Origin of the sequence: Curtobacterium sp. Leaf154, from assembly GCF_001424595.1 — a bacterium.
GTDB lineage: Bacteria > Actinomycetota > Actinomycetes > Actinomycetales > Microbacteriaceae > Curtobacterium > Curtobacterium poinsettiae.
This window is the reverse complement of the sequence record NZ_LMOS01000004.1, coordinates 692662-718867: the sequence shown is the minus strand read 5'-3', so window position 1 is coordinate 718867 and position 26206 is coordinate 692662. Positions and strand designations below refer to the sequence as shown.

The 26206-nt window shown below is 71.9% G+C and carries 22 protein-coding genes; 12 read left to right on the top strand and 10 right to left on the bottom strand.

The window, feature by feature from the left end:
* Window positions 1-137 precede the first annotated feature (137 nt).
* Window positions 138-1424 (top strand): glycosyltransferase family protein, encoded by a 1287-nt coding sequence (locus tag ASF75_RS09875; protein WP_162243015.1) that lies wholly within the window; start codon window positions 138-140, stop codon window positions 1422-1424.
* Window positions 1425-1504: 80 nt separating this feature from the next.
* On the opposite strand, the gene ASF75_RS09870 is transcribed toward ASF75_RS09875, so the two are convergent.
* Together ASF75_RS09870 and ASF75_RS09865 are read right to left on the bottom strand one after the other, a co-directional pair.
* Window positions 1505-3997 carry a hypothetical protein gene (locus ASF75_RS09870; protein ID WP_156463839.1) on the bottom strand — a complete coding sequence of 831 codons (2493 nt, stop codon included), beginning with the start codon at window positions 3995-3997 and terminating at the stop codon, window positions 1505-1507.
* 77 nt (window positions 3998-4074) lie between these two features.
* The gene (locus tag ASF75_RS09865; protein ID WP_056070885.1) at window positions 4075-4680 is read right to left on the bottom strand and encodes a hypothetical protein; all 606 of its coding nucleotides are present in this window, start codon (window positions 4678-4680) and stop codon (window positions 4075-4077) included.
* A gap of 189 nt (window positions 4681-4869) precedes the next feature.
* Between ASF75_RS09865 and ASF75_RS09860 the strand changes: the two genes are divergently transcribed.
* From ASF75_RS09860 to ASF75_RS09835, 6 genes are all read left to right on the top strand, one after another.
* A complete protein-coding gene (locus ASF75_RS09860; protein WP_017888790.1) occupies window positions 4870-5772 on the top strand; it encodes an ABC transporter permease in 903 nt (300 codons plus the stop codon).
* 3 nt (window positions 5773-5775) lie between these two features.
* Entirely contained in the window at window positions 5776-7005 is a 1230-nt protein-coding gene (locus ASF75_RS09855) for an ABC transporter ATP-binding protein (protein WP_056070882.1), read from the top strand.
* Between the two features lie 59 nt (window positions 7006-7064).
* A complete protein-coding gene (locus tag ASF75_RS09850) occupies window positions 7065-8081 on the top strand; it encodes a glycosyltransferase family 2 protein (RefSeq protein WP_056070879.1) in 1017 nt (338 codons plus the stop codon).
* Between the two features lie 74 nt (window positions 8082-8155).
* A complete protein-coding gene (locus tag ASF75_RS09845) occupies window positions 8156-9307 on the top strand; it encodes a glycosyltransferase family 4 protein (protein WP_056070876.1) in 1152 nt (383 codons plus the stop codon).
* Window positions 9304-10158 carry a glycosyltransferase family 2 protein gene (locus ASF75_RS09840; protein WP_042538805.1) on the top strand — a complete coding sequence of 285 codons (855 nt, stop codon included), beginning with the start codon at window positions 9304-9306 and terminating at the stop codon, window positions 10156-10158. The genes ASF75_RS09845 and ASF75_RS09840 overlap by 4 nt, the downstream gene beginning before the upstream one ends.
* A gap of 159 nt (window positions 10159-10317) precedes the next feature.
* Window positions 10318-10857, top strand: a complete 540-nt coding sequence (locus ASF75_RS09835; protein WP_056070873.1) for a DUF805 domain-containing protein — start codon at window positions 10318-10320, stop codon at window positions 10855-10857.
* A gap of 53 nt (window positions 10858-10910) precedes the next feature.
* Here ASF75_RS09835 and ASF75_RS09830 read toward each other — a convergent pair whose 3' ends face one another.
* The 3 genes from ASF75_RS09830 to ASF75_RS09820 are packed head-to-tail and all read right to left on the bottom strand — an operon-like array spanning window position 10911 to window position 14216.
* Window positions 10911-12725 carry a glycosyltransferase gene (locus ASF75_RS09830; protein WP_056070869.1) on the bottom strand — a complete coding sequence of 605 codons (1815 nt, stop codon included), beginning with the start codon at window positions 12723-12725 and terminating at the stop codon, window positions 10911-10913.
* A gap of 8 nt (window positions 12726-12733) precedes the next feature.
* Window positions 12734-13597, bottom strand: coding sequence for a glucose-1-phosphate thymidylyltransferase RfbA (rfbA, locus tag ASF75_RS09825; protein WP_056070866.1), 864 nt, complete (start codon window positions 13595-13597; stop codon window positions 12734-12736).
* Window positions 13598-13607: 10 nt separating this feature from the next.
* The gene (locus ASF75_RS09820; RefSeq protein ID WP_017888782.1) at window positions 13608-14216 is read right to left on the bottom strand and encodes a dTDP-4-dehydrorhamnose 3,5-epimerase family protein; all 609 of its coding nucleotides are present in this window, start codon (window positions 14214-14216) and stop codon (window positions 13608-13610) included.
* Window positions 14217-14301: 85 nt separating this feature from the next.
* Here ASF75_RS09820 and ASF75_RS09815 point away from each other — a divergent pair, with 85 nt between their 5' ends.
* The 5 genes from ASF75_RS09815 to ASF75_RS09795 all read left to right on the top strand — a co-directional run bounded on the left by ASF75_RS09815 (window position 14302) and on the right by ASF75_RS09795 (window position 21438).
* Window positions 14302-15243 carry a glycosyltransferase family 2 protein gene (locus tag ASF75_RS09815; protein ID WP_017888781.1) on the top strand — a complete coding sequence of 314 codons (942 nt, stop codon included), beginning with the start codon at window positions 14302-14304 and terminating at the stop codon, window positions 15241-15243.
* On the top strand, window positions 15233-18151 hold the full coding sequence (locus ASF75_RS09810; protein WP_056070863.1) for a hypothetical protein: 2919 nt from the start codon (window positions 15233-15235) through the stop codon (window positions 18149-18151). The genes ASF75_RS09815 and ASF75_RS09810 overlap by 11 nt, the downstream gene beginning before the upstream one ends.
* A gap of 90 nt (window positions 18152-18241) precedes the next feature.
* Window positions 18242-19228: a dTDP-glucose 4,6-dehydratase gene (rfbB, locus tag ASF75_RS09805; RefSeq protein ID WP_017888779.1), complete on the top strand. Its 987-nt coding sequence runs from the start codon at window positions 18242-18244 to the stop codon at window positions 19226-19228.
* A gap of 11 nt (window positions 19229-19239) precedes the next feature.
* On the top strand, window positions 19240-20091 hold the full coding sequence (rfbD, locus tag ASF75_RS09800; RefSeq protein ID WP_017888778.1) for a dTDP-4-dehydrorhamnose reductase: 852 nt from the start codon (window positions 19240-19242) through the stop codon (window positions 20089-20091).
* A 204-nt stretch (window positions 20092-20295) separates the two neighbouring features.
* Window positions 20296-21438, top strand: coding sequence for a glycosyltransferase family 4 protein (locus ASF75_RS09795; RefSeq protein WP_056071081.1), 1143 nt, complete (start codon window positions 20296-20298; stop codon window positions 21436-21438).
* A gap of 13 nt (window positions 21439-21451) precedes the next feature.
* Here ASF75_RS09795 and ASF75_RS09790 read toward each other — a convergent pair whose 3' ends face one another.
* The 5 genes from ASF75_RS09790 to ASF75_RS18005 all read right to left on the bottom strand — a co-directional run bounded on the left by ASF75_RS09790 (window position 21452) and on the right by ASF75_RS18005 (window position 26133).
* Window positions 21452-22219 carry a family 16 glycosylhydrolase gene (locus ASF75_RS09790; protein WP_017888776.1) on the bottom strand — a complete coding sequence of 256 codons (768 nt, stop codon included), beginning with the start codon at window positions 22217-22219 and terminating at the stop codon, window positions 21452-21454.
* 239 nt (window positions 22220-22458) lie between these two features.
* On the bottom strand, window positions 22459-22731 hold the full coding sequence (locus tag ASF75_RS09785) for a hypothetical protein (RefSeq protein ID WP_056070860.1): 273 nt from the start codon (window positions 22729-22731) through the stop codon (window positions 22459-22461).
* Window positions 22732-22797: 66 nt separating this feature from the next.
* Window positions 22798-23265 carry a 5-(carboxyamino)imidazole ribonucleotide mutase gene (purE, locus tag ASF75_RS09780; protein WP_081612388.1) on the bottom strand — a complete coding sequence of 156 codons (468 nt, stop codon included), beginning with the start codon at window positions 23263-23265 and terminating at the stop codon, window positions 22798-22800.
* A gap of 54 nt (window positions 23266-23319) precedes the next feature.
* Window positions 23320-24420 (bottom strand): glycosyltransferase, encoded by a 1101-nt coding sequence (locus ASF75_RS09775; protein ID WP_056070855.1) that lies wholly within the window; start codon window positions 24418-24420, stop codon window positions 23320-23322.
* 57 nt (window positions 24421-24477) lie between these two features.
* Complete coding sequence (locus ASF75_RS18005; RefSeq protein WP_056070852.1) at window positions 24478-26133, bottom strand: glycoside hydrolase family 6 protein; 1656 nt, start codon at window positions 26131-26133, stop codon at window positions 24478-24480.
* Window positions 26134-26206 lie beyond the last annotated feature (73 nt).

Sequence of the window (26206 nt, the reverse complement as noted above, 5' to 3'; positions counted from 1 at the left end):
CGAGTTCCTCCAGCAGCTGCCGCGCACCGGGCGCGGGTAGGTGGCTCGGCCAGCGGGGTGCCGCGGGCCGATGACACCCTACAAGGCGCGCCCACGGACTCCCTGCCGCCGCTGCGGATTCGTGCAGAATGGCGTGCGTGACCGCTGTGATCCCGAGCTCCCCCATGCCCTCCCCCCTCCGCGAGGACTACGCGGCCCTCGCGGCCGACGAGCACGCCGAGGGCCCCCGCGGCACGATCCGCTTCGCGGTCTCGACCGCCGATCCGGCCGAGGGCAAGGGCGATCTGTTCGTCGCGCTCGGCCTCGCGCGGGCACTCCGGGCCGAGGGCTGGGGCGTGGCGATGTGGCCGTTGGCGCGCTGGGGCGAGGAGCTCCCCGCCGACACCACCGTCGTGGTCAGCATGATCGAGTCCTTCGTGCCCGGCTACGTCCCCGCCGGCACCGCCCTGGTGGCGTGGGTGCGGAACTGGACCGCCAAGTGGGCAGCCCTGCCGTACCTGGACGAGTTCGACGCCGTCTGGACCTCGTCCGAGGCCGCCCGCGACGCGGTCGCCGCGGCCTACAGCGGCCCCGTCGAGGTCGTGCCGATCGGCGTGGACACCGAGCTGTTCACCACCGACGCCAACGCACCGCGCGAACGTACCGACCGCGCCGTCACCACCGTCAACTTCTGGGGTGTCCGCCGCCGTGTGCAGGACGTCCTGGCCGAGGTCGCCCCGACCGAACCGATCGTCTGGTTCGCCGCGAACGTCGACCACGTCGAGGCCTCGGCCGGCGTCGAGCTCCGCCCAGCGGTGTCCTACTTCGCGCTGCCCGAGGTCTACCGCGCAGCCGGTTTCGTCGTCGACGACGTGATCGAGCCGGCCGCCGAGTACGGCACCCTGAACTCCCGCCTGTACGAGTCGCTCGCGTCCGGCGCGCTGCCCGTCACCGACTGCGCGCTCGGGCTCGACGAGCTCGGCCTGTCCGACGTGCCGGTGTTCGACGACGCCGACTCGCTCGAGCGCGTGCTCGCGATGCCCCGCGACGAGCGCACGGCCCTGGTCGCCCGGCTCCGCGCCGTGGTGCTCGAGCGGCACTCGTTCCGCACCCGTGCCGAGCAGGTCGGCCCGTCGCTCGACGCCGCCGTCGCCGCCGCCTCGGGTCGGAGCGGCGAGCGTGGGGCGTTCCTGCGCTGGGCCACCGCCCAGCGCGAGACGCTCCGGCAGGCCGAGCACGACCGCGACGTCCACCTGTCCGGCGTGCACGACATCAACGCACGCCTGATCGCGTCGGAGCAGCAGGTCGGCGCGTACGACACCGCACGCCGCCGGGCCGAGGCGGAGCGCGACCAGATCGCGGCCCGCTTCGAGGGCCTCACGCGCTCGCCCGAGTACCGGCTGCTGCACGGCGTCGGTCTGATGGCGCGGCGCGCACGCCGCTGACGGCGGTCGACGCGACCAACAGACGGACGGGAGGCCCGGTACCAGCTGGTACCAGGCCTCCCGTCCGTCGTGGTGACCGTCTACTGCACGGTGACGGTCTTGGTGCCGAAGCTCTTGTAGGTGCCGCTCGGCAGGTCCTGGAAGTAGACGCGCACGGTGTGCGTGCCCTTCTTCAGCCCGGTGAACTTCCGCGACAGTCCCACGTCCGACCCCCAGTCCGGGTGCGCGGCCTGCACGTCGGTCCGGGTCGCGTTCGCGGTGCCCGGCGAGACGGCCACGCCGTCCAGGTGGATCTTGTAGCCGACCGGGTCCCAGACGTCCGGGTCGATGGCCCAGCCGGCGACCGTGATGGTGCCGACGCCGCCGGTGACCGACTCGTACAGGCCCTTGACCGAACCGGTCTTGCCCGTCTTGCCGGTGGTGGGCGGGTCGGTGACCCGCACGCTCTTCGTGCCGAAGCTCTTGTAGGTGCCGCTCGGCAGCTCCTGGAAGTACACCCGCACCGAGTGGGTGCCGGCGGTCAGCCCGGGGATCTTCAGGGACAGGCCGACGTCGGAACCCCAGGCGGGGTGCACGGCCTCGACGTCGGTCCGCTTCGCGTTCGCGGCTCCGGGGGCGATGGCGACACCGTCGACGTGGATCTTGTACTGCACCGGGTCCCAGACGTCGGGGTCGATCGCCCAACCGCGCACCGTGGCGCTGTTCACGCCGCCGGTCACGGACTCGTACGCGCCCTTGACCGAACCCGTCTTGCCCGTCTTGCCCGTCGTCCCCGACGCGTCGGGTTCGGCGGACGATGCGGCGGTCACGGTCACGGACTTGGTGCCGAAGCTGATGTACTTGCCGCCCTGCAGGTCCTGGAAGTAGACGCGCACGGTGTGCTTGCCGGCCTTCAGGCCGGTGAGCCGGAGCGTCAGGCCGACGTCCGAGCCCCAGGTGGGGTGGTCCGCCGCGACGTCGGTGCGCGTGGCGTCCGCGACACCGCTGTTCGTGCTCACGCCGTCGACGTGGATCTTGTACTTGACCGGGTCCCAGACGTCCGGGTCGATCGCCCAGCCCCGCACGGTGGCCGTGCCGACGCCGCCGGTGACGGAGTCGTACGAGCCGCGGACCTTGCCGGTCTTGCCCGTCTTGCCGGTGGTGGGGGCGTCGACGACGACGGACTTCGACGCGACCTTGACGTACTTCGTGCCGGGCTTGTCCACCACGTAGAGCGTCACCGCGCGCTTGCCGGCGGACATCCCACCGATCGTCTTCGAGAAGCCGAGGGTGCTGCCGACGCCCGGGTAGACCTTCGCCACGTCGGTGCGGGTCGTGTCGGCCGTGCCGGTCGCCTTGCTCACGCCGTCGACCAGGATCTTCCACGAGCCGGGCTTCGACGAGTCGGGGTCGAGGACCCAGCCGCTCGCCGAGATCGTGCCGACGCCGCCGGTCACCGAGTCGAGGACGCCCTTCGGCGCTTCGCTCGTGACGGTGCGGGTGTAGCAGCCGAGCAGGGTGTTGCCGCCGCGGCCCTGGTTGATGGCGTACGTGCAGACGTTGTGCTTGCCGAGGCTCAGCCCGGTCAGGGTCGTCGAGAACCCGTGCCGGGTGTTGTTCGCCCCGAGGGTGCCCGCCAGGTCGCTGCGGTTCGCGTCGGCGGTGATGGTCTTCGCGCCGTCGCCGTCGACGTAGAACGCGACGCGCAGGGGGTTCGTCGTGTCGGGGTCGGCGGCCCATCCCCGGACCGTCAGGGTCGAGGTGGCGGTGGCGGTCACCGCGTCGACGTTGCCGACCGGGTTGCCGCTGCCGCTGGAGGCGCCGAACCAGTCGGTGTACATGCGCCAGAAGTTGCGGTTGCCGTAGGCCGAGCAGCCGTCGCCGCTGCCGTAGAGGTTCGACATCGCCGCGGCGTTCGGCGTGTACGGCGTGTAGATGTAGAGCGCCGCGGTGGCCTGGTTCTGGATGTAGACGGACTTGCGGCCGCACGCGGCGTTCGGGTTGAGCAGGATCGAGTTCGTCCGGCCCGCCTGGTACGCCCACGAGGTCGGCGTCGCCTGGTACCGCTTGAACTGCAGCGCGGCGGCGTAGACCTGCTGGCCGAAGCCGAAGTACGCCGGGTCGCACGGGGCGGTGTCCGGGCACGCGAAGCCGGTGGCGTGCAGGTACATGTAGGACGTCGGCGAGGACGTCGTCACGATGCCCTGCTCCTTCTGCAGGAGCACGAGCAGCACCTTCTGGCTGATGCCGCACGCGGCACCGACCTGGGCGATCATCGTCGCGGCGCTCTTGGTGCCGCCGGCGATGGCCTTGCACCGGCCGGAGACCGCGCCGATCGAGCTCATCTTCTGCGAGAAGTCCTTCAGGCAGGCGGGCCCACCCGAGGCCTTGCGGCAGTTCGGTGCGACGCTCGTCAGGAACGACTGCACGGCGGCGGCGCTCATGGCCGAGCCGTTGTAGAAGTTCGCGTCGCTGATGATGTTGCCCGGGTCGAAGTCCGAGGCGACGGCGGCCGACGCCGACCGGGTCGTGGTCTGCTCCGAGAGCACCGTGCCGAATGTCAGACCGCTCACCGCGACGGCGAGGGACGCCACCAGCGCGAGGGAACTGCGGAGGGACCGCCGGACGGGGCGGTCATCGCTGTCGGGACGGGGGGAACGGGTGGGACGCATCACGGGACCTCGGCGGTCAGGGGGTCGGACGTCGTCGACGCGGAGCCGATGGCGTAGGTCAGGGTGACGGACCAGGTGCCGCTCGGCACCTTCGCCGCGGGGAACGACACCTGCGCGCAGTTCACCGACGAGGCACTCGCCTGCGCGGTGCTCGTGGCCTTCCGCGTGACGCCGTTCTTCGTCGCGGTGAAGGTGCACTTCCCGCTCGTGTCGGTGGTGCCGGAGACCAGGCCACCGGCCTGGAGCGTCTTCGAGCCGGTGTCCCAGCCGGCGTAGGTCACGACGGCCGTGGCCGGGAACTCCGACGGGTCGGTGTCCGGCTGGTTCGTCGCGCCGCTGCCCGGGAACGGACCGGGGGTGTCGTCGTCTCCGGCGCCGGAGTCGGAGCCGCCGTCGCCGGACGCACCGTCGGTCGGCGACGGGGCCGCTCCGGTGGGTGCCGCGGTCGCCGAGGCGTCGCCGGTCGGGGTCGCACTCGGGGTGCGCGTGGCGGAGGCCGACGGCGACGGGGTGGCGTCGTCGCCACCGCCGGAACAACCGGCCACGAGGAGACTGAGTGCACCGACCACCGCGAACGCAGCGATCGGCCTGGATGCGAGGAGCATGCTGACGGGCCGTCCTGAGGATGTTGACAAGGGTCCGGGTTGCAACAACGGTAACTCGAAAGTGAAGGTTGAGGGTTGGATCGGCCGGAATCACCCCCACTCGGGGTGCACGACGGCCGTCGCCCAACCCCGCCACGCGGGCCCGGTGAGTATGCTGTTCCGGTCCTGCCCCCACGAACGAAGAGACGTATGGTCGACCAAGCCCGCATGACCGCGCTCGCGAAGGAACCCCTCGTCGTGATCGGCGCTCCGACGAGCGCCTTCCGCGGAACCTTCCGCGAGCTGCGCGACGTCTTCCGGCAGCGCGAGATGCTCGGCATGCTCGTCCGACGTGACCTGAAGGCCCGGTACAAGGACTCGGCACTCGGGTTCGTCTGGACGCTCGTGCGCCCGCTGACCCAGCTGCTCATCTACTACTTCGTCATCGGCAAGGTCCTCGGCGCCGCCAACGGCATCGACAACTTCGCCATCTACGTCTTCACCGGCCTGACCGCCTACACGCTCTTCAGCGAGATCGTCGCCGGGTCGACGGGCTCGATCGTCGGCAACTCCGGGCTGATCAAGAAGGTCTACGTCCCGCGCGAGGTCTTCCCGCTCGCCAGTGTGGGCGCGGCCCTGGTGAACTTCACCATCCAGTTCGCGATCCTGCTCGCCGCGACGGTCGTGATCGGGGTCTTCCCCTGGCACGAGGGCCTGGTCTACCTGATCCCCTCGCTCGCCGTCATCCTGGTCTACGGCGCGGCCATCGGTCTCGTGCTGTCCGCGCTCAACGTGTACCTGCGCGACGTGCAGTTCGTCATCGACGTCGGCCTGATGGTCCTGCTCTGGGCCTCGCCGATCGTCTACTCCTACGCGCGCGTGGTCGCCACGGTGAACGCCGACTGGCTCATCACCGCGTACACGAACAACCCGCTGACGCTGGCGGTGCTCGGCCTGCAGAACGCGATCTGGCTGCACGACCCGGCCGACGTCACGTACCCGGAACACCTGATGCTGCGGCTGGGGATCGCCTTCGTGATCGGGCTCTTCTGCCTCATCGGTGCGCAGCGGATCTTCTCCCGCCTGCAGGGCAACTTCGCGCAGGAGCTCTAGACCATGGCCATCAGCACCCCCGTCGCCCCGACGACCACCGGCGACACCGCCGACCGTCCCGACGTCATCGTCATCGACCACGTGCGCAAGCGCTTCACGGTGCGCAAGGACAACACCCTGCGCGAGCGCATCGTCACCCTCGGTCGCGCCGGCCGCAAGCACCGCCAGGACTTCTGGGCCCTCGACGACGTCACCGTGTCGATCCAGGCCGGCTCGACCGTCGGACTGATCGGTCAGAACGGCTCCGGCAAGTCGACCCTGCTCAAGGCGATCGGCGGCATCATCCAGCCGACGTCCGGCACGGTGTCCCGCCGCGGTCGCCTCGCCGCGCTGCTCGAGCTCGGCGCCGGGTTCCACCCCGACCTGTCCGGCCGCGAGAACGTGTACCTCAACGCGAGCCTGCTCGGCCTCAGCCGCAAGCAGACCGACGAGAAATTCGACGACATCCTGGCGTTCTCGGGCATCGGGGACTTCATCGACACCCAGGTGAAGTTCTACTCATCGGGCATGTACGTGCGGCTCGCCTTCGCCGTCGCCGTGCACACCGACCCCGACGTGCTGCTCGTCGACGAGGTCCTGGCGGTCGGTGACGAGGCCTTCCAGCGCAAGTGCCTCGACCGCATCCGCACCTTCCAGGAAGCCGGCAAGACGATCATCATCGTCACGCACTCGCTCAGCCAGGTGCAGGAGATGTGCGACCGCGTCGTCCTGCTCAACAAGGGCAAGGTGCTGCACGACGGTGACCCCGTGCAGGCGGTGAGCATGTTCCGCGAGGTGCTCGAGGAACGCCGCCAGGGCGAGCTCAGCACCGACGTCGCCGTCGGCCGCGGCAAGGTCCTCGGGGCGAGCGTGCACGTCGACGGCAAGGAGCCCCGCGCGGACGTCATGCCCGGCGACGACCTCGTCGTGGACATGGAGTTCGAGCACCTGGACGGCATCGCCGACTGGGAGGCCGCAGTCCAGATCAACAACGCCGGCGGCCAGGTCGTCTACGGCACCACCACCGGCATCATGGGCCTCGAACTGCACCCGCTGCACGGCCGCCGGAAGCTCCGTCTCCGCATCGCGGACACCGCCTTCGGCACCGGCAAGTACTTCATCAACGTGTCGATGATGGACTCCGCGGGCCGCCACCTGCACGACATGCCGGAGTGCGACTCGTTCGAGGTCCCCTCGTTCGGCAACGCCGTCGGCACCGTCTACGCGCGGCCCACGGTCGAGGAGCTCGACTGACCCCGGTCGACGGCGACACCGGGGCCCGTGCCGTCGGCGCTCCCCGAGCCGACGACACGTTGCGCACCGCCGTCGTCGTCGTCAACTGGAACCGCGCCGACCTGACCACCGCGGCCGTCCGCGCCGTGCTCGACGAGGGCACCGCCGAGGACGTCATCGTCGTCGACAACGGGTCGTCGGACGACTCGGTCGCCGTGCTCCGCCAGGCACTGCCGGACGCGACCGTCGTCGCGCGGGACGACAACGGCGGGTTCGCGGCCGGCGCCAACACCGGCATCCGGCACACCGACGCCGACGTCGTCGTGCTCCTGAACAACGACGCTGTGCCCGCGCCGGGCTTCGTCGCGGCGCTCCGCGACCACCTGGCGCACGCCGGGCCCGAGGTCGCGGCGGTGACGGGCCGCATCGTGCTCGCCGGACGCTGGACGGTCCTCCCGGCCGGTGCGGAACCAGCGCCCGATGCGCGCGTCATGCGCGACCACGACGGGCGGCGCTGGACGCCGTCGGCGGACGGCGAGGTCCGGCTCAACTCGACTGGCGTCCGCGTCGACCGCGACGGTAACGGCATGGACCGCGACTGGTTCGCGCCCGTCGACCGGGTCGCCGACGTCGACGTCTTCGGGTTCTCCGGCGGCGCCTCCGCGCTGCGGCGCACGGCCCTGGACGACGTCGGCCTGCTCGACGAGTCGCTCTTCATGTACTACGAGGACACCGAGCTCGCCTGGCGACTCCGCCGCCGCGGCTGGCGCGTCGAGCACGCCACCGACGCGGTCGTCGAGCACGACCACTCGGCGTCGTCCGGCGTGCAGAGCGACCTGTTCGTCTTCCGGAACGCCCGCAACCGCATCGTCGTCGCCCTCTGGCACGCCCCCTGGCCGACCGTCGCGCGGGCGAGCGTCCGCACGCTGGGCCGCGGTCTGCGCGGGCTGGCCTCCGGTCGCACCCGCCGGGAGGCGCGGCTCGTCCTGGCAGCGTTCGCGGACGTCGCGGGGACCCTGCCGGTCCACCTCGCGCGCCGGCTGCGCGAGACCCGGCGCGCGTCCGTCCCGCGCCGCCGCGTGGACCCGGGCGCATGAGCGCAGCGGGCTATCCTGGACACTCCCCCGTCGACGGCCACGGCCACGACGCCCCCGCCCGGAAGGAACCACGCGTGCCGCAGCTCACCGTCCTCGTCGACGGGACCGCGGTACCGCAGGCGCTCGGCGGCGTCGGACGCTACGTCGAAGGGGTCGTGTCGCACCTGAGCGACCCGTCGCTCGACGTCCACCTGGTCGTCCGTCCCGTGCACGCCGCGCACTTCCGCTCGCTCGCGCCGAACGCCACCGTGCACACGGCGCCGGCGTGGACCGACTCGGTACCGCTGCGGTTCCTGTGGGAGCAGACCGGACTGCCGGCACTCGGCCGTCGGCTCGGGGCGCGGGTGCTGCACTCCCCGCACTACACGTTCCCGTTCGGCTGGCGCGGTGGGTCCGTCGTCACGCTGCACGACGCCACGTTCTTCTCGAACCCCGAGTGGCACTCGCGCCTGAAGCGCACCTTCTTCACGTGGTGGAGCCGTCGCTCGCTGCGCACCCGGCCCGTCGTCATCGTGCCGAGCGCGGCCACCGCGACCGAGGCCGCCCGGGTCGTCCGCGGCATCCGTGCCGACGTCCGGGTCGCACCGCTCGGCGTCGACCGCACGGTGTTCCACGAGCCCGACGTCGCCGCGGTCGAGGACGCCCGGATCGCCGCCACCCTGCCCGAGGGCGCTCCGTGGATCGCGTTCCTCGGCACCATCGAACCGCGGAAGAACGTCACCGCGCTGCTCGACGCGTACGCCGCGGTGCGGTCCGCGCGTGCGGCCGGCGGCGCGGACACGCCGTGGCTGGTCCTGTCGGGGGCGCGCGGCTGGGACGAGACCGCGATCGCACGCCTCGACGCCCTGCAGCCCACCGACCACGTCATCGAGGCGGGGTACCTGCCGCTCGAGGACCTCGCCGGCTTCCTCGGCGGTGCGGACTTCGTCGTCTACCCGTCCCTGGGCGAGGGCTTCGGCCTGCCCGTGGTCGAGGCGATGGCCTCCGGCGCCTGCGTCCTGACCACCCGGCGGTTGTCGCTGCCCGAGGTCGGTGGCGACGCGGCCGTCTACACCGAGCCCGACGCGACGGCACTGGCCGCCGCGATGACGGCGCTGCTCGACGACCCGGCGCTCGTGGCCTCGCACCGTGCGGCGGCGCTGGCGCGGGCGGACGAGTTCACCTGGGACGCCACCGCCGCCGTGCACGTCGAGGCGTACGAGTCCGTCGGTGGGGGGACGCGGTGATCCGGGTCGCGGTGCTCACGGTCACCTACAACACCGGTGAGACCATCCGGCCGTTCCTGGCGAGCGTCGCCGGCGCCTCGAAGGACCCGGTCGCCGTCGTCATCGCGGACAACGGCTCGGCCGACATCGACGCGCTCCGGGCGATCGGTGAGTCCTACGGCGCCGTCGTGGTGTCCTCCGGCGGCAACCGCGGGTACGGCGGCGGGATCGACGCAGCCCTGAGCGCCCTCGACGACGTACTGCCCGACGTGCGACCGGAGTTCCTGCTCGTGACGAACCCCGACGTGGTGCTCGGCGAGGGCTCGATCGACGAGCTCGTGGCCGCGGCCGACCGGATGCCGTCCGGTGGGTCGTTCGGCCCCCGGATCCTCGACGACCAGGGCGAGACCTACCCGTCCGCCCGGCAGCTCCCCTCGCTCCGGACCGGCCTCGGCCACGCGGCGTTCTCGCGGTTCTGGCCCGCAAACCCGTGGAGCCAGCGGTACTGGTCCACCACGAAGGTCGTCGAACGCGAGGCCGGCTGGCTCTCGGGTGCGTGCTTCCTCATCCGCACCGACCTGTTCCGCCAGCTCGGGGGCTTCGACGAGTCGTACTTCATGTACTTCGAGGACGTCGACCTCGGGCAGCGCATCGGTCGTGCCGGCCGGGCGAACGTGTACGTGCCGTCGTCGGTCGTCACCCACACCGGTGCCCACTCGACGTCGTCCAACCGCCGCCGCATGGAGATCGAGCACCACCGGAGCGCGTACCGGTTCCTGTCGCGGAAGTACCGGGCGTGGTGGCTCTGGCCCCTGCGGGTCGCCCTGCACGCAGGCCTGTCGCTCCGCGCCCGCTGGGTGACGCGCAAGTAGCCCCCGCCCACCGGTACCCCGGTCGCCCCGGTCGCCCAGGTCGCCCAGGTCGCCCAGGTCGCAAAACACCGGTGTCCACGTGTTACACCGCGATCTGGGAGTGTTCGACGTGCGAACACCGGTGTCTTGCGGGTACCCGGCGCCACTAGGCTCGGCGCCGTGCAACGTGATCCCGGACCCTGGCTCGGCTGCGGCCCGATCGACGCCGCCCGCCGCTACTGGACCGGAGCCTTCACGTTCCGCAGCGGCCGTGCGAGCCGCGCCGAGTTCTGGTGGGCACGCGGGGCCGACCTGCTCGTGGTCTGGCTCGTGCTCACCCTCGTGCCGATGATCACCGGTGTCCGGGGCGCCGACGACTCGATGACCGACTTCCAGAACACCCCCGGGTTCCTCGGGATCGGACAGTCCGTCCTGATCCTCGAGGGCAGCGACCACGGATGGCGCATCCTCGCCGAGGGCTCCCCGTCGCAGTGGGTGCTCTTCGCGTGGTGCATCGTCACCGCGATCCCGAACCTGGCACTCGGCGCACGGCGGCTCCGTGACATCGGGACCCCGGCGTGGATGGCGTTCTTCGGCGCCTTCCCAGTCATCGACTGGTTCCTCCTACTCGGCGCGCTCCGACGTAGTTGGCGCCCGACGCTCCCACCGGAACCGGACCCGTCAGGCGCCGAACTCCCTGTCGCCCACCGCGCCGCCTGACCCGCCTGAGCCGAACCCCGCCCGCGCCGGAACCTGGTTCGCGAGGAGTCGGGTCAGGAGCGGAGGCGGGTGCGTTCGGTTCGAGCTGCCTCGAGCAGGACGGCGGCACGGGCGTCGAAGGAGTGCTCGGCGGCGATGTACTCGGCCACGACGGCCCGCTCGGCAGCAGTCGGCCAGGCGTACGACGGGTCCAGCAGCGCGGCGAGTTCGTCGCGGGAGCGCGCGACCGCGAGCGTCGGCACGTCGAGCACGTCGGACAGCCCGGCGACCTCGTCGGTGACGACGACTCCCCCGGACGCCAGCACGTCGAACACCCGGTTCGACACGAAGCCCCCGGCGGCCATGTCCGGCCAGTGGTCGTTGAGCACCACACGCGCCGAGGCGTAGGCCGCCGCGACCTCGGGCCGGGTCAGCGACGATTCGCCGAGCGACTCCGCGGGGACGACCTCGTCCCACCCCGGACCGTGCACGCGCAGGTCGGCACCGAGCCCGACCGCGTCGGACACGATGGGGCGTGCGGCGCCGCGGGTCGAGCCGACGAACACCACGCGGTCGGCATCGGGGCTCGTCGCCGCCCGCGAGCCCGGGTGGAACACCGCGGGGTCGGTCGCCTGCAGCAGCGTCCGGACCGGCACGCCCGAACGATCGGCCGCGGCAGCCGCCCACACCGGACCGGCCGCGAAGGCGACGTCGAACGACCGCAGCTCGGTGTCGGCGACGTCATCAGGGTGGCTGATCACCCAGAGCAGGTTCACCGAGGCGGGGTTCGGCGGCACCCGGTCGAGCCCGCGGATCACCAGCGTCACGTCGTCGTCGGCATCGTCGTCGCGCACGTGGGCGTCCCGCCGGTCGATCCGGACGCGCTGCCCGAGGCGTTCGAGGGCACCGGCCAGCTCGGCGGCGAAGTGCACGTCGCCCCACCCGTCGCCCTCCGGCCCGGCAGGCGCGGCGATCTTCAGCGACCAGCTCAGGTGCTCGGCGTCGCCGTCGGTCGTTCCCGGGCCCGGGGAAACCGGCCGTGCTCCCCACGGCGGCAGCGGCGGGCCGGCGACGACCGGGCCGCCGTCGGGCTCGCGGTCGCGCCACGCGGCGACCGCGTCGACGGTCGCCGCGTCGATGGTGCGGCCGGCCTCGACCGTGCGGGTCGCGTGACCGACGACGCGCACCGGTCCGCCGCGGGCATCGGCGACCGCGCGGGTCCAGGCTGTCAGGGTCACGCGTTCGTCCGGGAGGCACGGTGCCGGCACCAGCGCCGCCCCCGGCACCGAGAGCACCGGCTGGTCCGCCGCGAAGACGGTGTCGACGTCGGTCACCGTGTCGGCACGGTCGTCCGACCACGGCAGCGCGCCGGGGCGCAGCAGCCGGGCACCGGAGCGGAACGTGCCGTCCGGCATCCGGACGCGGGCCTGCGCGACCGAGCCCGCCGCCGCGAGTTCGCGCAGTGCCGACACCTCGAGCGACACCGACGTGTCGACCACCACGAGCGTCCGGCCCACGCCGGCGGCCACCCCGGCGTTGATCGCCGAGCCGAGCCCGTCGACGGGTTCCGTTCGGACCCAGGGCGACCGACGACCGAACGGGTCGACCGGCGACGCATCGGCGACGTAGCTCACGGCCCGGACGTCAGCGCCACGACCGAAGGCATCGTGGGCGACCGACACCAGCCGGGCGACCTCGGCGTGCCGGTCCGAGCGGGTCGTCACGAGCACCGTGACGTCGTGGTCCAGCCGCGGCAGCGGGTCCGGGAACCCGGCCACGCGGACGACCTCAGCCGTCGTCGCGGGCGCGAGACGGGCCTCCCGGTCGGGGTGGTCGGCAGCGGTCGCGTCGCGACGACGGCGACCGAACCACCCGGAACCGGAGGCCACGGGCGGTGCTAGACGCCGAGGAGTCGCTGGAGGTAGACGCCGTAGCCGCCCTTGACCAGCGGCGCGGCGAGCTCGGCGAGCTGCGCGTCGTCGATCCAGCCGTTGCGCCAGGCGATCTCCTCGATGCACCCGATCTTGAAGCCCTGACGGTCCTCGATGACCTTCACGTACTCCGACGCCTGCATCATCGACTCGAACGTTCCGGTGTCGAGCCACGCCGTGCCGCGGTCGAGGACCTGGACGCCGAGCTCACCGGCCTCGAGGTAGCGCTCGTTGACCGTCGAGATCTCGAGTTCCCCGCGGGCGCTCGGCTCGATGGTCTTGGCGATCTCGATGACCTTGTTGTCGTAGAAGTACAGGCCGGGGACGGCGTAGTTCGACTTCGGCTCGGCCGGCTTCTCCTCGATGGAGACGGCGGTGAAGTCGTCGTCGAACTCCACGACGCCGTACGCCTTCGGGTCGGCCACGTGGTACGCGAAGATCGTCGCGCCGTCGACCTCGGTGTTCTTCCGCAGGTTCGTGCCGAGGCCGGTGCCGTGGAAGATGTTGTCGCCGAGGACGAGCGCGACGCTGTCGTCGCCGATGAACTCCTCACCGATGACGAAGGCCTGGGCGAGACCGTCCGGGGACGGCTGGACGGCGTACTCGATCTCCATGCCCAACGCCGAGCCGTCGCCGAGCAGGGCCCGGAACTGGTCGTTGTACTCCGGCGTCGTGATGACCAGCACCTGTCGGATGCCCGCCATCATCAGGGTCGACAGCGGGTAGTAGACCATCGGCTTGTCGTAGATCGGCATGAGCTGCTTGCTGATGCCCTTGGTGATCGGCCAGAGGCGCGTGCCGGAACCGCCGGCGAGGATGATGCCCTTCATCGCTTTCCCCTTACTTCTTCGTCCGGAGCGATTCGGTGTACGCGACGCACTCCTCGTACGTCGGCAGCAGCCCCTGGGCCGCGGCTTCTTCGAGGGTGGGGGCGCTGGTGTCCTTCTCGGACAGCACCAGCTCGCCGAGACCCTCGGGCAGGTCGAGCCCGACCGTCGGGTCGAGGATGGTGATCCCCTTCTCGCGCTCGGGGTCGTAGTGCGCGCTGACCAGGTAGTTCACCGTCGACTGGTCCTCGAGCGCGACGATCGCGTGGCCGAGCCCCTCGGACAGGTAGACGGCCTTGCGGTCGACGTCGTCGATGCGGACCGAGTCCCACTGGCCGAACGTCGGGGACCCGACGCGGATGTCGACGATGTAGTCGATGAACGCCCCGCGCACGGCGGTGACGTACTTCGCCTGGCTCGGTGCGACGAGGGCGTAGTGGATGCCGCGGGCGACACCGGCCGCGGAGATCGACATGTTCACCTGGCGGAGGTCGAGCGGGTGACCGACGGTCTCCTCGAGGACGTCGGCGCGGTACGCCTCGAGGAATGCTCCTCGTGCGTCGCCGTGCTGGACGGGCGTGAACTCCCACGCGCCAGGGATCTTCAGTTCGCGGATCTGCACCGTGGAAGCCTAGCAAGCCGTGAGTTCGCATAGGCTGTCATGGTTCTGCGCATTGCCGACTCCCGAAACGAGACCAAGCGAGCCCGTGAAGCTATTCGTCCAGATCCCCTGCCTCAACGAGGAGAACACCCTCGCCAGCGTCATCGACTCCATCCCACGGGAGATCGACGGCATCGACGAGATCGAGATCCTGGTGATCAACGACGGCAGCACCGACCGCACCGTCGAGGTCGCCAAGGAGCACGGCGTCAAGCACTTCGTGCACCACACCACGAACATGGGCCTCGCCCGCTCGTTCCGTGACGGCGTCGACTACGCGCTGCTCCACGGTGCCGACATCGTCGTGAACACCGACGGGGACAACCAGTACCCGCAGGCACAGATCGCCGAACTCGTGCAGCCGATCCTGCGGAAGGAAGCCGAGATCGTCATCGGCGACCGGCAGACGCGCACCATCGAGCACTTCTCCGGCTTCAAGAAGGCCATGCAGCGCTTCGGCTCGTGGGTCGCGAGCCGTGCGGCCGGGCTCGACCTGCCCGACGCGGCGAGCGGGTTCCGCGCGTACTCGAAGTACTCGCTCATCCGCCTGAACATCGTGACGCGCTTCAGCTACTGCATGGAGACCATCGTGCAGGCCGGGTACAAGCGCCTGGCGATCGCGTCGGTGCCGATCACGACGAACCCGAAGACCCGCGAGTCGCGGCTCTTCAACAACATCTTCCAGCACATGTTCGAGTCCGGCTCTGCGATCGCCCGCGTCTACCTGATGTACCGGCCGATGGCGCTGTTCCTCTGGGTCGCGGCGGTGCTCGGAGCACTCGGACTCTGGCCGCTCATCCGGTACCTGGTGCTCCTGGCGATGCACACCGGCGGCAACCACCTGCAGTCGATCATCCTCGGTGTCGTCCTGCTCATCACCGCGCTCCTGTCGATCGTCATCGGCGTCGTGGCCGACCTCACCCGCCTGAACCGCACGCTGGCCGAGGAGCAGCTCGACCTGCAGAAACTGCAGCGGTATGGCGACTGACCCGGCGTCGGCGATGCTGAAGGGCCGAACGCGGTTCGCGCTCTGGCTCCGTCGCCCTTCGTCCTGGGTCGAGATCGTCGCCTGGGCCGCGCTCGTGGCGTTCATCGCCTGCACCATCGGGCCCGCGCTGATCGGTCAGGGCACGTTCCTGAACACCGGCATGCTCAGCCGGTACACCCCGTGGGGTGAGTCGCTCGAGACCCTGCGGAACTCGACGAACATCCTGAGCAGTGACACCCTCGACAGCGTCACACCCCAGACGACGCTCCTGGTCAAGCTCGCGCACGAAGGCGTGTTCGGGTCATGGAACCCGTACGTCGCCGGGGGCGTCGAACTCGGCGGCGTGCCGAACTCCGGGGCGTGGTCCCCGCTGTCGCTCCCCTGGTGGATCCTGCCGTTCTCGGCCGCGGCCGGCGCGGTGAAACTCCTCGAGATCGTCGCGATCACGGCCGGCATGTCCCTGCTGCTGCGTCGGTGGGGCGTCCCGCGGGCCGCGTGGCCGATCGCCTCGCTCGTCTTCGCGTCGTCCGGCTTCATGGTCGCGTGGTCGAACTGGCCGCAGACCCGGGTGGCCGCCTTCCTGCCGCTGCTGTTCTGGGCCATCGACCGGGCCGCCGTCGAGCTCCGTGCACGCGACCTGTTCAGCGTCGGCCTCGTCGTCACCGCGATGCTGCTCGGGGGCTTCCCGGCGATCGTCGGCTACGGGCTCTTCGTCGGTGGCCTCTTCTTCCTGGCCCGCACGATCGTGGCCCACCGCGCACTCCGCCAGGTGCTCGTCAGTGCGGGGATCGCCCTCGGCGGGATCGTCCTCGGTGTCCTGCTCGCCGCCTGGCAACTCGTGCCGTTCGCGATCAGCGCCGCGAACGTCGTCGACTTCGGCGGTCGCGGTCAGCGCGGCGGTGCCGGCATCGGGTCCGCGCCCCTGGTGAGTTCCTGGATCCCGGACATCACGTCGCTGGCGAGCACCGGCCGCGCGTGGGGCCTCCGCAACCCGGTCGAGGAGTACTCGTACATCGGCATCGCCGCGGTGGTGCTCATCGCCGCCGCCGTCCTGATCCGCCCGGGTCGACGCGACGCAGCGTCCGCCGGCGGAGCAGCGCCCGCCACCGCACCGGCGCGCGACGCCGACGCCGCGCTGGTCCGGCGTCGGCAGCGCGGTGTCGTGCCGATCGTCGCGTCGCTGCTGGCGTTCAGCGTCGTGCTGGTGTTCCTCGGCGGCCCGCTCCTGGCCGCGGTCCGGGAACTCCCGGTGTTCGACTCGAGTCCGATCGGTCGAGCGCGTGTCCTCGTGGGCTTCTTCGCCGCGGTGCTCGCCGGCATCGGGTTCGGACGCGTCGTCGAGCCCGAGACGCTGCGCGACGAACTCGCACGGTTCCGCCGTGCCACGCCGCTCCGGCGCGCGGGCCGGATCGCGACGGTCGTCCTCGTCGTGCTGTTCACCGCGTCGGTCGGGCTGCAGACGGCGCTGGCGCTCGACACGGTGCCGGCCGACGTGCTGCACCGGACCAAGCTCCTCGTCCTCGTCACCGGGGTCGTCGGTGCCGGGACGGCCGTCCTCGTCCTCGTCCCGTGGCTCCTGCGGATCCGTTCGCTCCGCGTCGCCGCCGCGATGGGCATCGTCGCCGCGGTCTGCGTGCCCGCGGTCGCCGCGACGGTCCGCTGGTGGCCCATCGCGCCGAACTCGACGTTCTACCCGTCGTCGCCGGCGATCGACTACCTGCAGGAGCACGTGTCCGCCCAGGACCGCTTCGCCACCGCCGGCACCGCGACGTTGCCCGGGTCGGCCTCGTACTACGGCATCCGCTCGACCACCGGGCACGCGTTCCAGACGCGGGAGTGGAAGCAGCTCATGCGGACCGTCGACCCGACGACGTACCCGACGGCCACGTACCTGACGTTCGCGCCCGACGAGATGACCCACTTGGTCGACTCCGCCGTCCTCGACCGCGTCGCCACGAAGTACGTCGTCGCCGACCCCTCCGCCCCGATCGCCGGGACCCCCGAGGCCGGCGCCCGCCGTACGGGGTGGACGGACCTGACGACGAGGCGACCGGCCGTCGACGGGCCGAGCAACTCCGGTCCCGTGAACGGCGTGACCCTCACCGGCCCGCCGCAGCTCACGACGTCGGCTCGTGGCATGACCCTCACCGTCGCGATCGTCGCGGACGGCACCGGGAAGACCCTCGCCGAGACCGAGAGCTGGGTGCCCGCCCTCGGCGGCCCCCGCAACGTCGCCGTCGCGGGGTCGAGCATCCCGTCGCGTGTGCAGTGGCACGCCGAGATCACGGTCACCGGGCAGTCGCAGCCGGTCGCGATCGGCACGGGCACCGGCGGGAAGGCCGTCCTGGACACCGTCCGGCCCGTCGCCGGCCAGGGCGTGTCGGTCGTGCACACCGGCGACGCAACGATCTACCAGCGCAGCTCGGCGCTCGACCGGGTGCGGTGGGCGTCCGACCAGCGGGTGCTCGCATCGACGGACAACCGGCTCGCGGCACTCGCCGGGCACGCGCTCTCCGACGACACCGTCGTCCTCAGCACGTCCACCGACCACCGGGCCGACCGGACGGGTGACGCCGTGGTCCGGCTACGGCCGAGTGCCCCGAGCGAGACCGTCGCCGACGTCGATGCGACCGGTGGCGGCTGGCTCGTGGTCGCGGACTCGCTCCGGCGTCCGGGCTGGCACGCCACGGTGGACGGCGAGCCGACCGACCTCGTCGCCGCGGACAACGCCGGTGGCGCGGTCTGGGTCCCGCGGGGCTCGCACACCGTCCGGGTGTCCTACTCGGTGCCCGGGCTCACCGCCGGGTGGCTCGTCACGGGCGGGACCGTCGGGATCGCCGTGCTCACGACCGTGACCGTGCTCGTCGTCGGCCGTCGTCGACGTCGACGTGCCCGCACGGCCGACTGAGCCCCGGCCCCGTACAATCGGCTTTCGATCCGACGACCCCGCCGGTGCCGCCATCCGCGTCGCCGTCGACAACGCAAAGGAAGAGACCTCGTGAAGATCCTCGTCACCGGAGGAGCCGGCTTCATCGGCTCGAACTTCGTCCGCCGCACGCTGGAGGACGCGTACCCCGGCCTCGAGGGCGCCGAGGTCGTCGTCTACGACGCGCTGACCTACTCCGGCAACGAAGCGAACCTCGCCCCGGTCGCCGACTCCCCCCGCTACACCTTCGTCCACGGTGACATCCGCGACGCCGCGAAGCTCGACGAGGTCGTCCCGACCGTCGACGCGATCGTGCACTTCGCCGCCGAGTCCCACGTCGACCGCTCGGTCCGCGACTCCGGCATCTTCGTCGAGACCAACGTCGTCGGCACCCAGCGTCTGCTCGACGCGGCACTCCGCCACGGCACCGAGCGCTTCGTGCACGTCTCCACCGACGAGGTCTACGGCTCCATCAGCGAGGGTTCGTGGGACGAGGAACGCCCGCTCGAGCCGAACTCGCCGTACTCGGCGTCGAAGGCCGGCAGCGACCTGCTCGCCCGCAGCTACCACCGCACGCACGGGCTGAACCTCTCGATCACGCGCTGCTCGAACAACTACGGCCCGTACCACTTCCCCGAGAAGGTCATCCCGCTGTTCGTCACCAACCTGATCGACGACGTGCACGTCCCGCTGTACGGCGAGGGCAACAACATCCGCGACTGGCTGCACGTCGACGACCACACCCGCGGCATCGCGATGGTCCTGACCCGCGGCCGCGCCGGCGAGATCTACAACATCGGCGGCGGCACCGAGCTGACCAACAAGGAGCTCACGCAGCTGCTCCTCGACGCCACCGGCAAGGACTGGTCGTACGTCGACCGCGTCGCCGACCGTCTCGGGCACGACCTGCGCTACTCGGTCGACATCTCGAAGATCCAGGCCGAGCTCGGCTACGAGCCGCAGGTCCCGTTCGAGCAGGGCCTGACCGACGTCGTGCAGTGGTACCGCGAGAACCGCGCCTGGTGGGAGCCGCTCAAGCAGCGTGCGGCCCTGAGCTGAACCGGCACACCGTGACCAGGTACCTCATCACCGGAGCGGCCGGCATGCTCGGCCAGGACCTCCAGGCCGCGCTCGCGGGCCGCGACGTCACCGCGCTGTCGCGGGCCGACCTCGACATCACCGACCCGGCCGCGGTGGACGCCGCCGTGGCCGGGCACGACGTCGTGGTCAACTCGGCCGCGTACACCAAGGTCGACGACGCGGAAGACCACGAGGACGACGCCCACGCGGTGAACGCGACCGGGCCGAAGCTCCTCGCCGAGGCCGCCGTCCGCCACGGCGCGAAGCTCGTCACCGTGTCGACCGACTACGTGTTCGACGGCAACGGCACGGCGCCCTACGCCGAGGACGCCCCGACCGACCCGATCAACGCCTACGGCCGCACGAAGGCCGCCGGCGAGGCCTTGGTGCGCGCGATCGCCCCGGACACCTCGTACGTCGTCCGCACCGCGTGGATCTACGGCGCACACGGGCCGAACTTCGCCGCGACGATGCTCCGGCTCGCCGGCTCGCACGACACCGTCAGCGTCGTCACCGACCAGGTCGGCCAGCCGACGTGGACCGGCGACCTCGCCGCCCGGATCGTCGAACTCGTCGACGGGGACGCCCCGGCCGGCATCTACCACGGCACGAACGCGGGCCAGGGGTCCTGGTTCGACTTCACGCAGGCCATCTACCGCGAGCTCGGGCTCGACCCGGAGCGCGTCCTGCCCACGGACAGTGCGGCGTTCGTCCGTCCGGCACCGCGTCCGGCGTACAGCGTGCTCGGCCACGACGGCTGGTCGCGCGCCGGCCTCGCACCGATGCGCGACTGGCGCGAGGCGCTGCACGCCGCCGTCGCGGCGGGTGCGCTGACCGCGTAGGCGCGGCTCTCGGCCAGGAGGCGCGGGTCGGTCCCGGGACGTCGGGAACCCGACCCGCGCCTCCAGACCGCCCACCGACCGCGCCCAGGGGGCGCCGGGACCACCCTGGTAGTGTCGGGCAGCCGAGCGCGGGGCCGGCTCTCGGCCCCTGACCAGGGGTCCACGGACCACCGGTCCACGAACCACGACGAGGAGCACAGCACCATGACCACCCTCCACGTCATCGTCGACCAGATCGTCGCTCCCGTGCCGGGCGGCATCGGGCGCTACGCCGAGGAACTGGCGCGGCACCTCGTCGAGCACGCGCCGAGCGGGTGCGAGGTCGCGGGCGTGGTCTCCGCCGTCGGGTCCGACGAGATGGCGCACCTGCGGAAGCTCCTGCCGGGGCTGTCCGACCTGCAGCGGCTCCCGCTGCCGCGGCGCGAGCTGTCGCTCGCCTGGCAGGGCGGGTTCGTCGGCGGCATCGCGAAGGGCATGGTGCACGCGCCGAGCGTGCTCGCACCACTGGTCAAGCACGACCGTTTCCAGGACCCGGGTCGGCAGACCGTGGTCACCGTGCACGACGTCGTGCCGTGGACCAACCCCGAGACCCTGACGCCGCGCGGCGTCCACTTCCACAAGGCGATGGTGAAGCGAGCGTGGAAGCACGCCGACGCCGTCGTGGTTCCGACCCACGCCGTCGCGGGGGCCCTGAACGAGATCCACCGCTTCGACGACCGGCTCCGCGTCATCGGCGGCGCCCCGAGCGGACGCCTCCGGCTGCCCGTCGACGCCGACCTGCGCGCGGAACGTCTCGGCCTGCCCGACCGCTACGTGCTCGCGGTCGGCACGCTCGAGCCCCGCAAGGCCCTGGCCTCCCTGATCGAGGCGATGGCCCACCCGGACGCTCCGGCCGACATCCCCCTCGTCATCTCGGGCCCGGACGGCTGGGGTGACGTCGACGTGTACGGCACCGCGGAGCGTGCGGGCCTGTCACGCGACCGGGTGAAGGTCCTCGGCCGCATCGACGACGCGGACCTCGCGGTGGTCTACGACCGTGCGACGGTGTTCGTGTTCCCGAGCCTCGCCGAGGGGTTCGGCCTGCCCGTGATCGAGGCGATGAGCTTCGGTACCCCGGTGATCCACTCCGACGACCCCGCCGTGGCCGAGGTCGCGTCGGACGCCGGGGTCACCGTCGCCCGGTCCCCGCGGGAGTCCTACCCGGCACGGCTCGCCCAGGCGGTCTACCAGGTCGTGCACGACCCGAACCTGGCCAGCCGACTGGCGGTGGCGGGTCCGGACCGAGCACGCATGTACGACTGGTCGGACTCCGCTGCGGAGACCTGGCAGCTGCACGCCGACCTCTGACGGTCGGACCGCGTCAGCCCTTGTACGTGTAGGTGCTGACCCAGTCGATGTACAGGTGCCCCGCGTCGCCCCAGTCGCCGACCTGGAACATGTACCGGTGCGCCGTCTTCGGCACATGGCTGGTGACCGTCTTGATCACCTTGCCGTCGAGGCGGTAGCGGACGGACTTCCCGGGGATCCACTCGATCGAGTACGTGTGCCACGACCGCCAGGAGACACCGGTGCCCACGCTCACCGCGTTCGCCTCCTGTCCCGCGATCATCGAGTGGTGGTGCAGCATCGGCTGCTGGTCGAAGTTGGCTTCGGGGTAGTCGATCTCCCCGTCGGCCCAGCGGTCGGACGACGGCCAGAGCATGAAGGCCGCGCCGTTGCCGGCACCACCGGTCGCCTTGGCGCGGACGATGAACTTCCCGCCCTTGTGGCCCCAGGCGCCCGTCGGCGTGCCGAAGGTGCCGGCGGCGCCGTGCTTGCCGTCGAGCTTGACGTCCATGTACCCGTGGTGCGAGCTGATCTGCGACCCCGAGTAGTACATGCCGCCGGTGCCGTCCGGGTACGGCTGCCACGACCTCGCGTACTGCTTCGCGAAGGCCCCCTTGGCGCTGGCCGGGGTGCTGAACTGCTCGCGGAAGGTCTGCTTGAACTTCCCGACGTCGCCGAGCGGTGCCGAGCTGGCGGTCGCTGCGGTCCCCTGACCGAGCGGGCCGGCGACGAGTGCTGCTCCGAGGAGCACGACGGCGAGTGCGGCTCTCCTGGTGGCGCGTTCCTGCATGGGCTCGGTCACTCCCTGACGTGACGGTTCGCACCCGTTCGGTGTGGGTGCCGGGCGACCGGATCTCGGCTGCCCGGCGTTCACGGTAGTTGCTGTCCACGATGTGCGTCCGGGGGTTGACACAGCTGCGTACCCCCAGTGCGCGGGCCTTGCACGATGACCGAACCGTCGGCTGGGAGTCCTGGTCAGAGCGCGTGGCGCGACCGGGAGCCCCGTCGACTCGAGCAGGGGTCGTCGTCTGCGCCGTCCGATCAGGGCCGGGCGCGACGACGACGCGTGACGAGCGCGACCACGACGGCTGCCAGCACCGCGACGACGACGACCACGGCCGCGACCTCGGCGACGTGCACCGAGGTGAGCATCGAGTCGTACTGCGACTTCGTCGAGACGAAGCCCCGTTCAGCAGGGCCGGACCAGCCGGACACCGGGTTCAACGGACCGGCGGCGTGCAGGGCGAACCCGCAGACCACCGCGGCGACCACGGCGATCACGGCGAGGACGAGGACGGGGACGGCGCGGCGCATCCCGCTACCGTAGCGCGGCCCAGGACCCGATCGCGGCCCAGCCCAGCCCAGCCCTGCCCCGCCGCGTCAGAGCGCGTCGCGGAGGCGCGCGGCCTTCTCTTCGACCAGGCGCTCGAGCCCGTCGGCGTACTCCGTCAGCCGAGCGGCGACGGCCGGCTCCGAGGAACCGATGATGCGCGCCGCCAACAGACCGGCATTGGCGGCACCGTTGATCGCCATCGTCGCCACCGGGATGCCCGCCGGCATCTGCACGATCGAGAGCAGCGAGTCGAGGCCGTCCAGGCGCGCGAGCTGCACCGGGACGCCGATCACCGGCAGCGTGGTCATCGAGGCCACCATGCCGGGCAGGTGTGCTGCGCCGCCGGCCCCGGCGATGACGACCCGGATGCCGCGCTCGGCGGCGGCGCGGGCGAAGCGGGTCATCTTGTCCGGGGTGCGGTGCGCCGACACGACGTCCGCCTCGAACGGGATGCCGAGTTCGGAGAGGATCTCCGCCGCGGCCCGCATGGTCGGCCAGTCGGAGTCCGACCCCATGATGATCGAGACGAGCGGCTGTGCGGGTGCGGCGGTGTCGGTCACGCGACGAGCCTAGCCGAGCAGGACCCGCCGCCAGGTGTCGCCGTCGTGGCCGATCGTGCGGTCCCCGGCGACCCAGCGCGCAGCGCGCTCGTCCGGTCGGCCACGTTCGACAGCGGTCCGCACGGCGTCCCGCCACGCTCCGACGTCATCCGGGACGGCCACGGCGCCGTGCGCCCGTGCCACCGCGTACGACGGCCGGTCCGAGACCACGGCGGGCAGTCCGAGCGCGGTGTACTCCAGGAACTTCAGGTCGCTCTTCGCGCGGTTGAACTCCTCGTCGCGCAGGGGTGCGACACCCGCTCGCCAGCGCTCCCGGTGCGCCACGAGCCAGCGGGAGAAGGCCGGGTAGTGCCCGTCGGGGACGACGACCCGGCGGAACCAGTCCGCGCCGCTCTCGTCCGTCACGCCGATGACCTCGAGCCGGATCGGGGTGCCGTCCGCAGTGGCGAGGTCGGCGAAGACGTCACGGAGCAGTTCGAGGTCGGCGGCGTGGGTGAGCGTGCCCATGTACAGCACGCGGTGCTCCCCCTCGGGGCGCTCGTCGTCATCGTCGTCCGTCGGGCCGGCGGTCCAGATCTCCGGGTCCAGGGCGTTCGGCACGACGACGACGTCCCGCGCGACCGGACGGACGACGTCGGCGAGTTCGGGCGTGCTCACGACGACGGTGTCGGCACCCCGCACCAGGGCGTCGATCGAGGCGAGCCGGTCGGGGTCGTACTCGGCACGGGCCAGTCGTTCGCGCCCGGAATCGGTGAAGAAGTCGTCGTCGACCTCGGCCACGACGCGGATGCCCCGGGCCGCGGCGGCCGCCAGGAAGGGCTGCACGTCGTCACGCGGCAGGATGTCACGCTGCACCAGGAGTGCGGCGTACGGCGTCGTGTCGGAGCCGTCGACGAACGCGGCCGGTTCCACCTGACGGGCCTCGGCGGTGCCGCTCGACGCCAGGTGCTCGGTGCGCCGGACCACACGGACGTGTGCCGAGGCCGGGTGCGCGCCCCCACCGCCGGCAACGACGTACCCGAGCACGGGCAGGGGCACCGGCTGCGGTGGGTCCCCGACGACCACACGGCGCAGGCGTCGGGCGGCCCGGCGGACGAGATCACGCGGCATGCGTCCATCCTCTCGCACCCGGAACCTCGCACCGGACGCCGAACGCCGCACGCCGCCTCAGCGCACCCGCACCGTCCGGCACGTTGACGCCGTGCGGTCCGCTCCGGTCCCGGTGTTGTGCGCGACCGCGCAGACCGTGTGCTTGCCGGCCGCCACCCGGACCGTGCCCGCGAAGCCGTGCGAACGGCCGGAGCCCCAGGTCGCGTCCACGTCGGCACGCTTCCGGCCGGCGTCCAGTGACGTCACCCGTCTGCCGTCGACCGTGATCGCCACCCGGGTCGCCGCGGTCACCGCGTCGCCGTCGAACGCCCAGCCGCGCACGGCGATGCCGCGGGCCACGGCCGTGGCGGACTCGAGCCCGGCGTAGGGGTCGTGCCGGTACGCGCGGACGGTCGAGCAGCCGAGCGCGGTGTCCGATCCGGCGCCGATGTTCACCGCGGTGACGCAGACACGGCGAGCGCCGGCCGCGGTGGGCAGCACGACGTCGAAGCCGTGGGTCGCGCCGACACCGGCGCGGGCGTCGACGTCGGGACGGTCGAGCCCGGCGGTGGCGACGCCGGCCGCGGCCCCGTCCACGGTGGCACGGACCCGCACGGGCTGCGTGGGGTCGTCCTCGTCGTAGGCCCACCCGGACACGCGGACGCCGCCGCCGGTGCCGGCGACGGCCTCGAGCGACCCACGGGGTGTCATGTCGGCAGCGGGTGCCCCCAGGCGTGCGTTCGCGACGAGGGCCTGCGCGTAGGCCGAGAACCACTTGCCGGCGGCCGGGGCACCGTTGCAGGTGCCGTCGCTCGCGCCGGGGGTCTTCACCCACAGCAGGGCGTCGAGCGCCGTGCCGTCGGACACCACCCGGGGCGAGGTACCGAGCCCGGCGCCGGGTCCGTTGCACCACGTGCCGCGCCAGCCCTGCCCGTTGCGCGAGGTGTCGATCACGTAGTGGGAACCCCCGGTCGCGGCGGACACCTTCTGCGCGTACGCCTGCTCCTGGGCGGTCGGGTAGTAGTTCGCGACGTTCGTGAAGAAGCCGCGGGCCTGCTGCACCCCCGCGCTGTTCAGTCGCGACGCCATCAGTGCGGGCTGCACCCAGTTCGAGTTGCCGGCGTCCAGGTACGCGGGGACCCCGGCAGCGGTCAGGCCGGCGACGGTGCGGGAGAGGATCCGGTAGCGCTGCTCGTCGAGCGCCGTGCTGCACTTGGCGTTGCTGAGCATCGCGAGCGAGTCCGGTTCGACGACGACGGCTGCACGGTGCCCGGTGAGCGCCGCGGTGACCTGGTCGACCCAGTCGTCGTAGGAACGCTCGTCGAACCCGCCGGCCGAGTACCCGCCGCAGTCACGGTCGGGGATCGCGTAGAGCACGAACACGGGGGTGGTGCCGGACTGCTCGGCCCCCGTCAGAGCGGTGCTGATGGTCTTGGTCAGCTGTGGTCCCTGCGTCCAGTCGCCGAGCCAGGTGGCGACGGGGTAGCGGGCGATGGTCCCCGCCGCCGCGGCACCGGCAGGGTCGGTGACTGCGAGGGCGGTCTGGGCCTTCGCCGCCTCGCTCGTGGGCGACCGGTACGGCCCGGCGCCGTAGAGCGACGCGGACGTCGCCGAGCGGATGGCGGATGCCGAGGTCGCTGCCGACGCGGTCGCGGTCGGCAGCAGGCCGGCGACGGCAGCGACGAGGGCGACTGCGGCGGCGCAGACGGCGGTACGGCGCGGACGGCGGCGCATGGAGACTCCCCTGGACGTGTGTTCCCTGACTGCTCCAGGAGAACACGCGTTCCCGTCCCCCACCAGCCTCCCG

Coding starts and splice junctions, on each gene's coding strand:
- ASF75_RS09865 (WP_056070885.1), bottom strand. CDS start 4,680: ATGCTCCTCGCATCCAGGCCGATCGCTGCGTTCGCGGTGGTCGGTGCA.
- ASF75_RS09860 (WP_017888790.1), top strand. CDS start 4,870: ATGGTCGACCAAGCCCGCATGACCGCGCTCGCGAAGGAACCCCTCGTC.
- ASF75_RS09855 (WP_056070882.1), top strand. CDS start 5,776: ATGGCCATCAGCACCCCCGTCGCCCCGACGACCACCGGCGACACCGCC.
- rfbA (WP_056070866.1), bottom strand. CDS start 13,597: ATGAAGGGCATCATCCTCGCCGGCGGTTCCGGCACGCGCCTCTGGCCG.
- ASF75_RS09810 (WP_056070863.1), top strand. CDS start 15,233: ATGGCGACTGACCCGGCGTCGGCGATGCTGAAGGGCCGAACGCGGTTC.
- ASF75_RS09795 (WP_056071081.1), top strand. CDS start 20,296: ATGACCACCCTCCACGTCATCGTCGACCAGATCGTCGCTCCCGTGCCG.
- ASF75_RS09785 (WP_056070860.1), bottom strand. CDS start 22,731: ATGCGCCGCGCCGTCCCCGTCCTCGTCCTCGCCGTGATCGCCGTGGTC.
- purE (WP_081612388.1), bottom strand. CDS start 23,265: ATGGGGTCGGACTCCGACTGGCCGACCATGCGGGCCGCGGCGGAGATC.
- ASF75_RS09775 (WP_056070855.1), bottom strand. CDS start 24,420: ATGCCGCGTGATCTCGTCCGCCGGGCCGCCCGACGCCTGCGCCGTGTG.
- ASF75_RS18005 (WP_056070852.1), bottom strand. CDS start 26,133: ATGCGCCGCCGTCCGCGCCGTACCGCCGTCTGCGCCGCCGCAGTCGCC.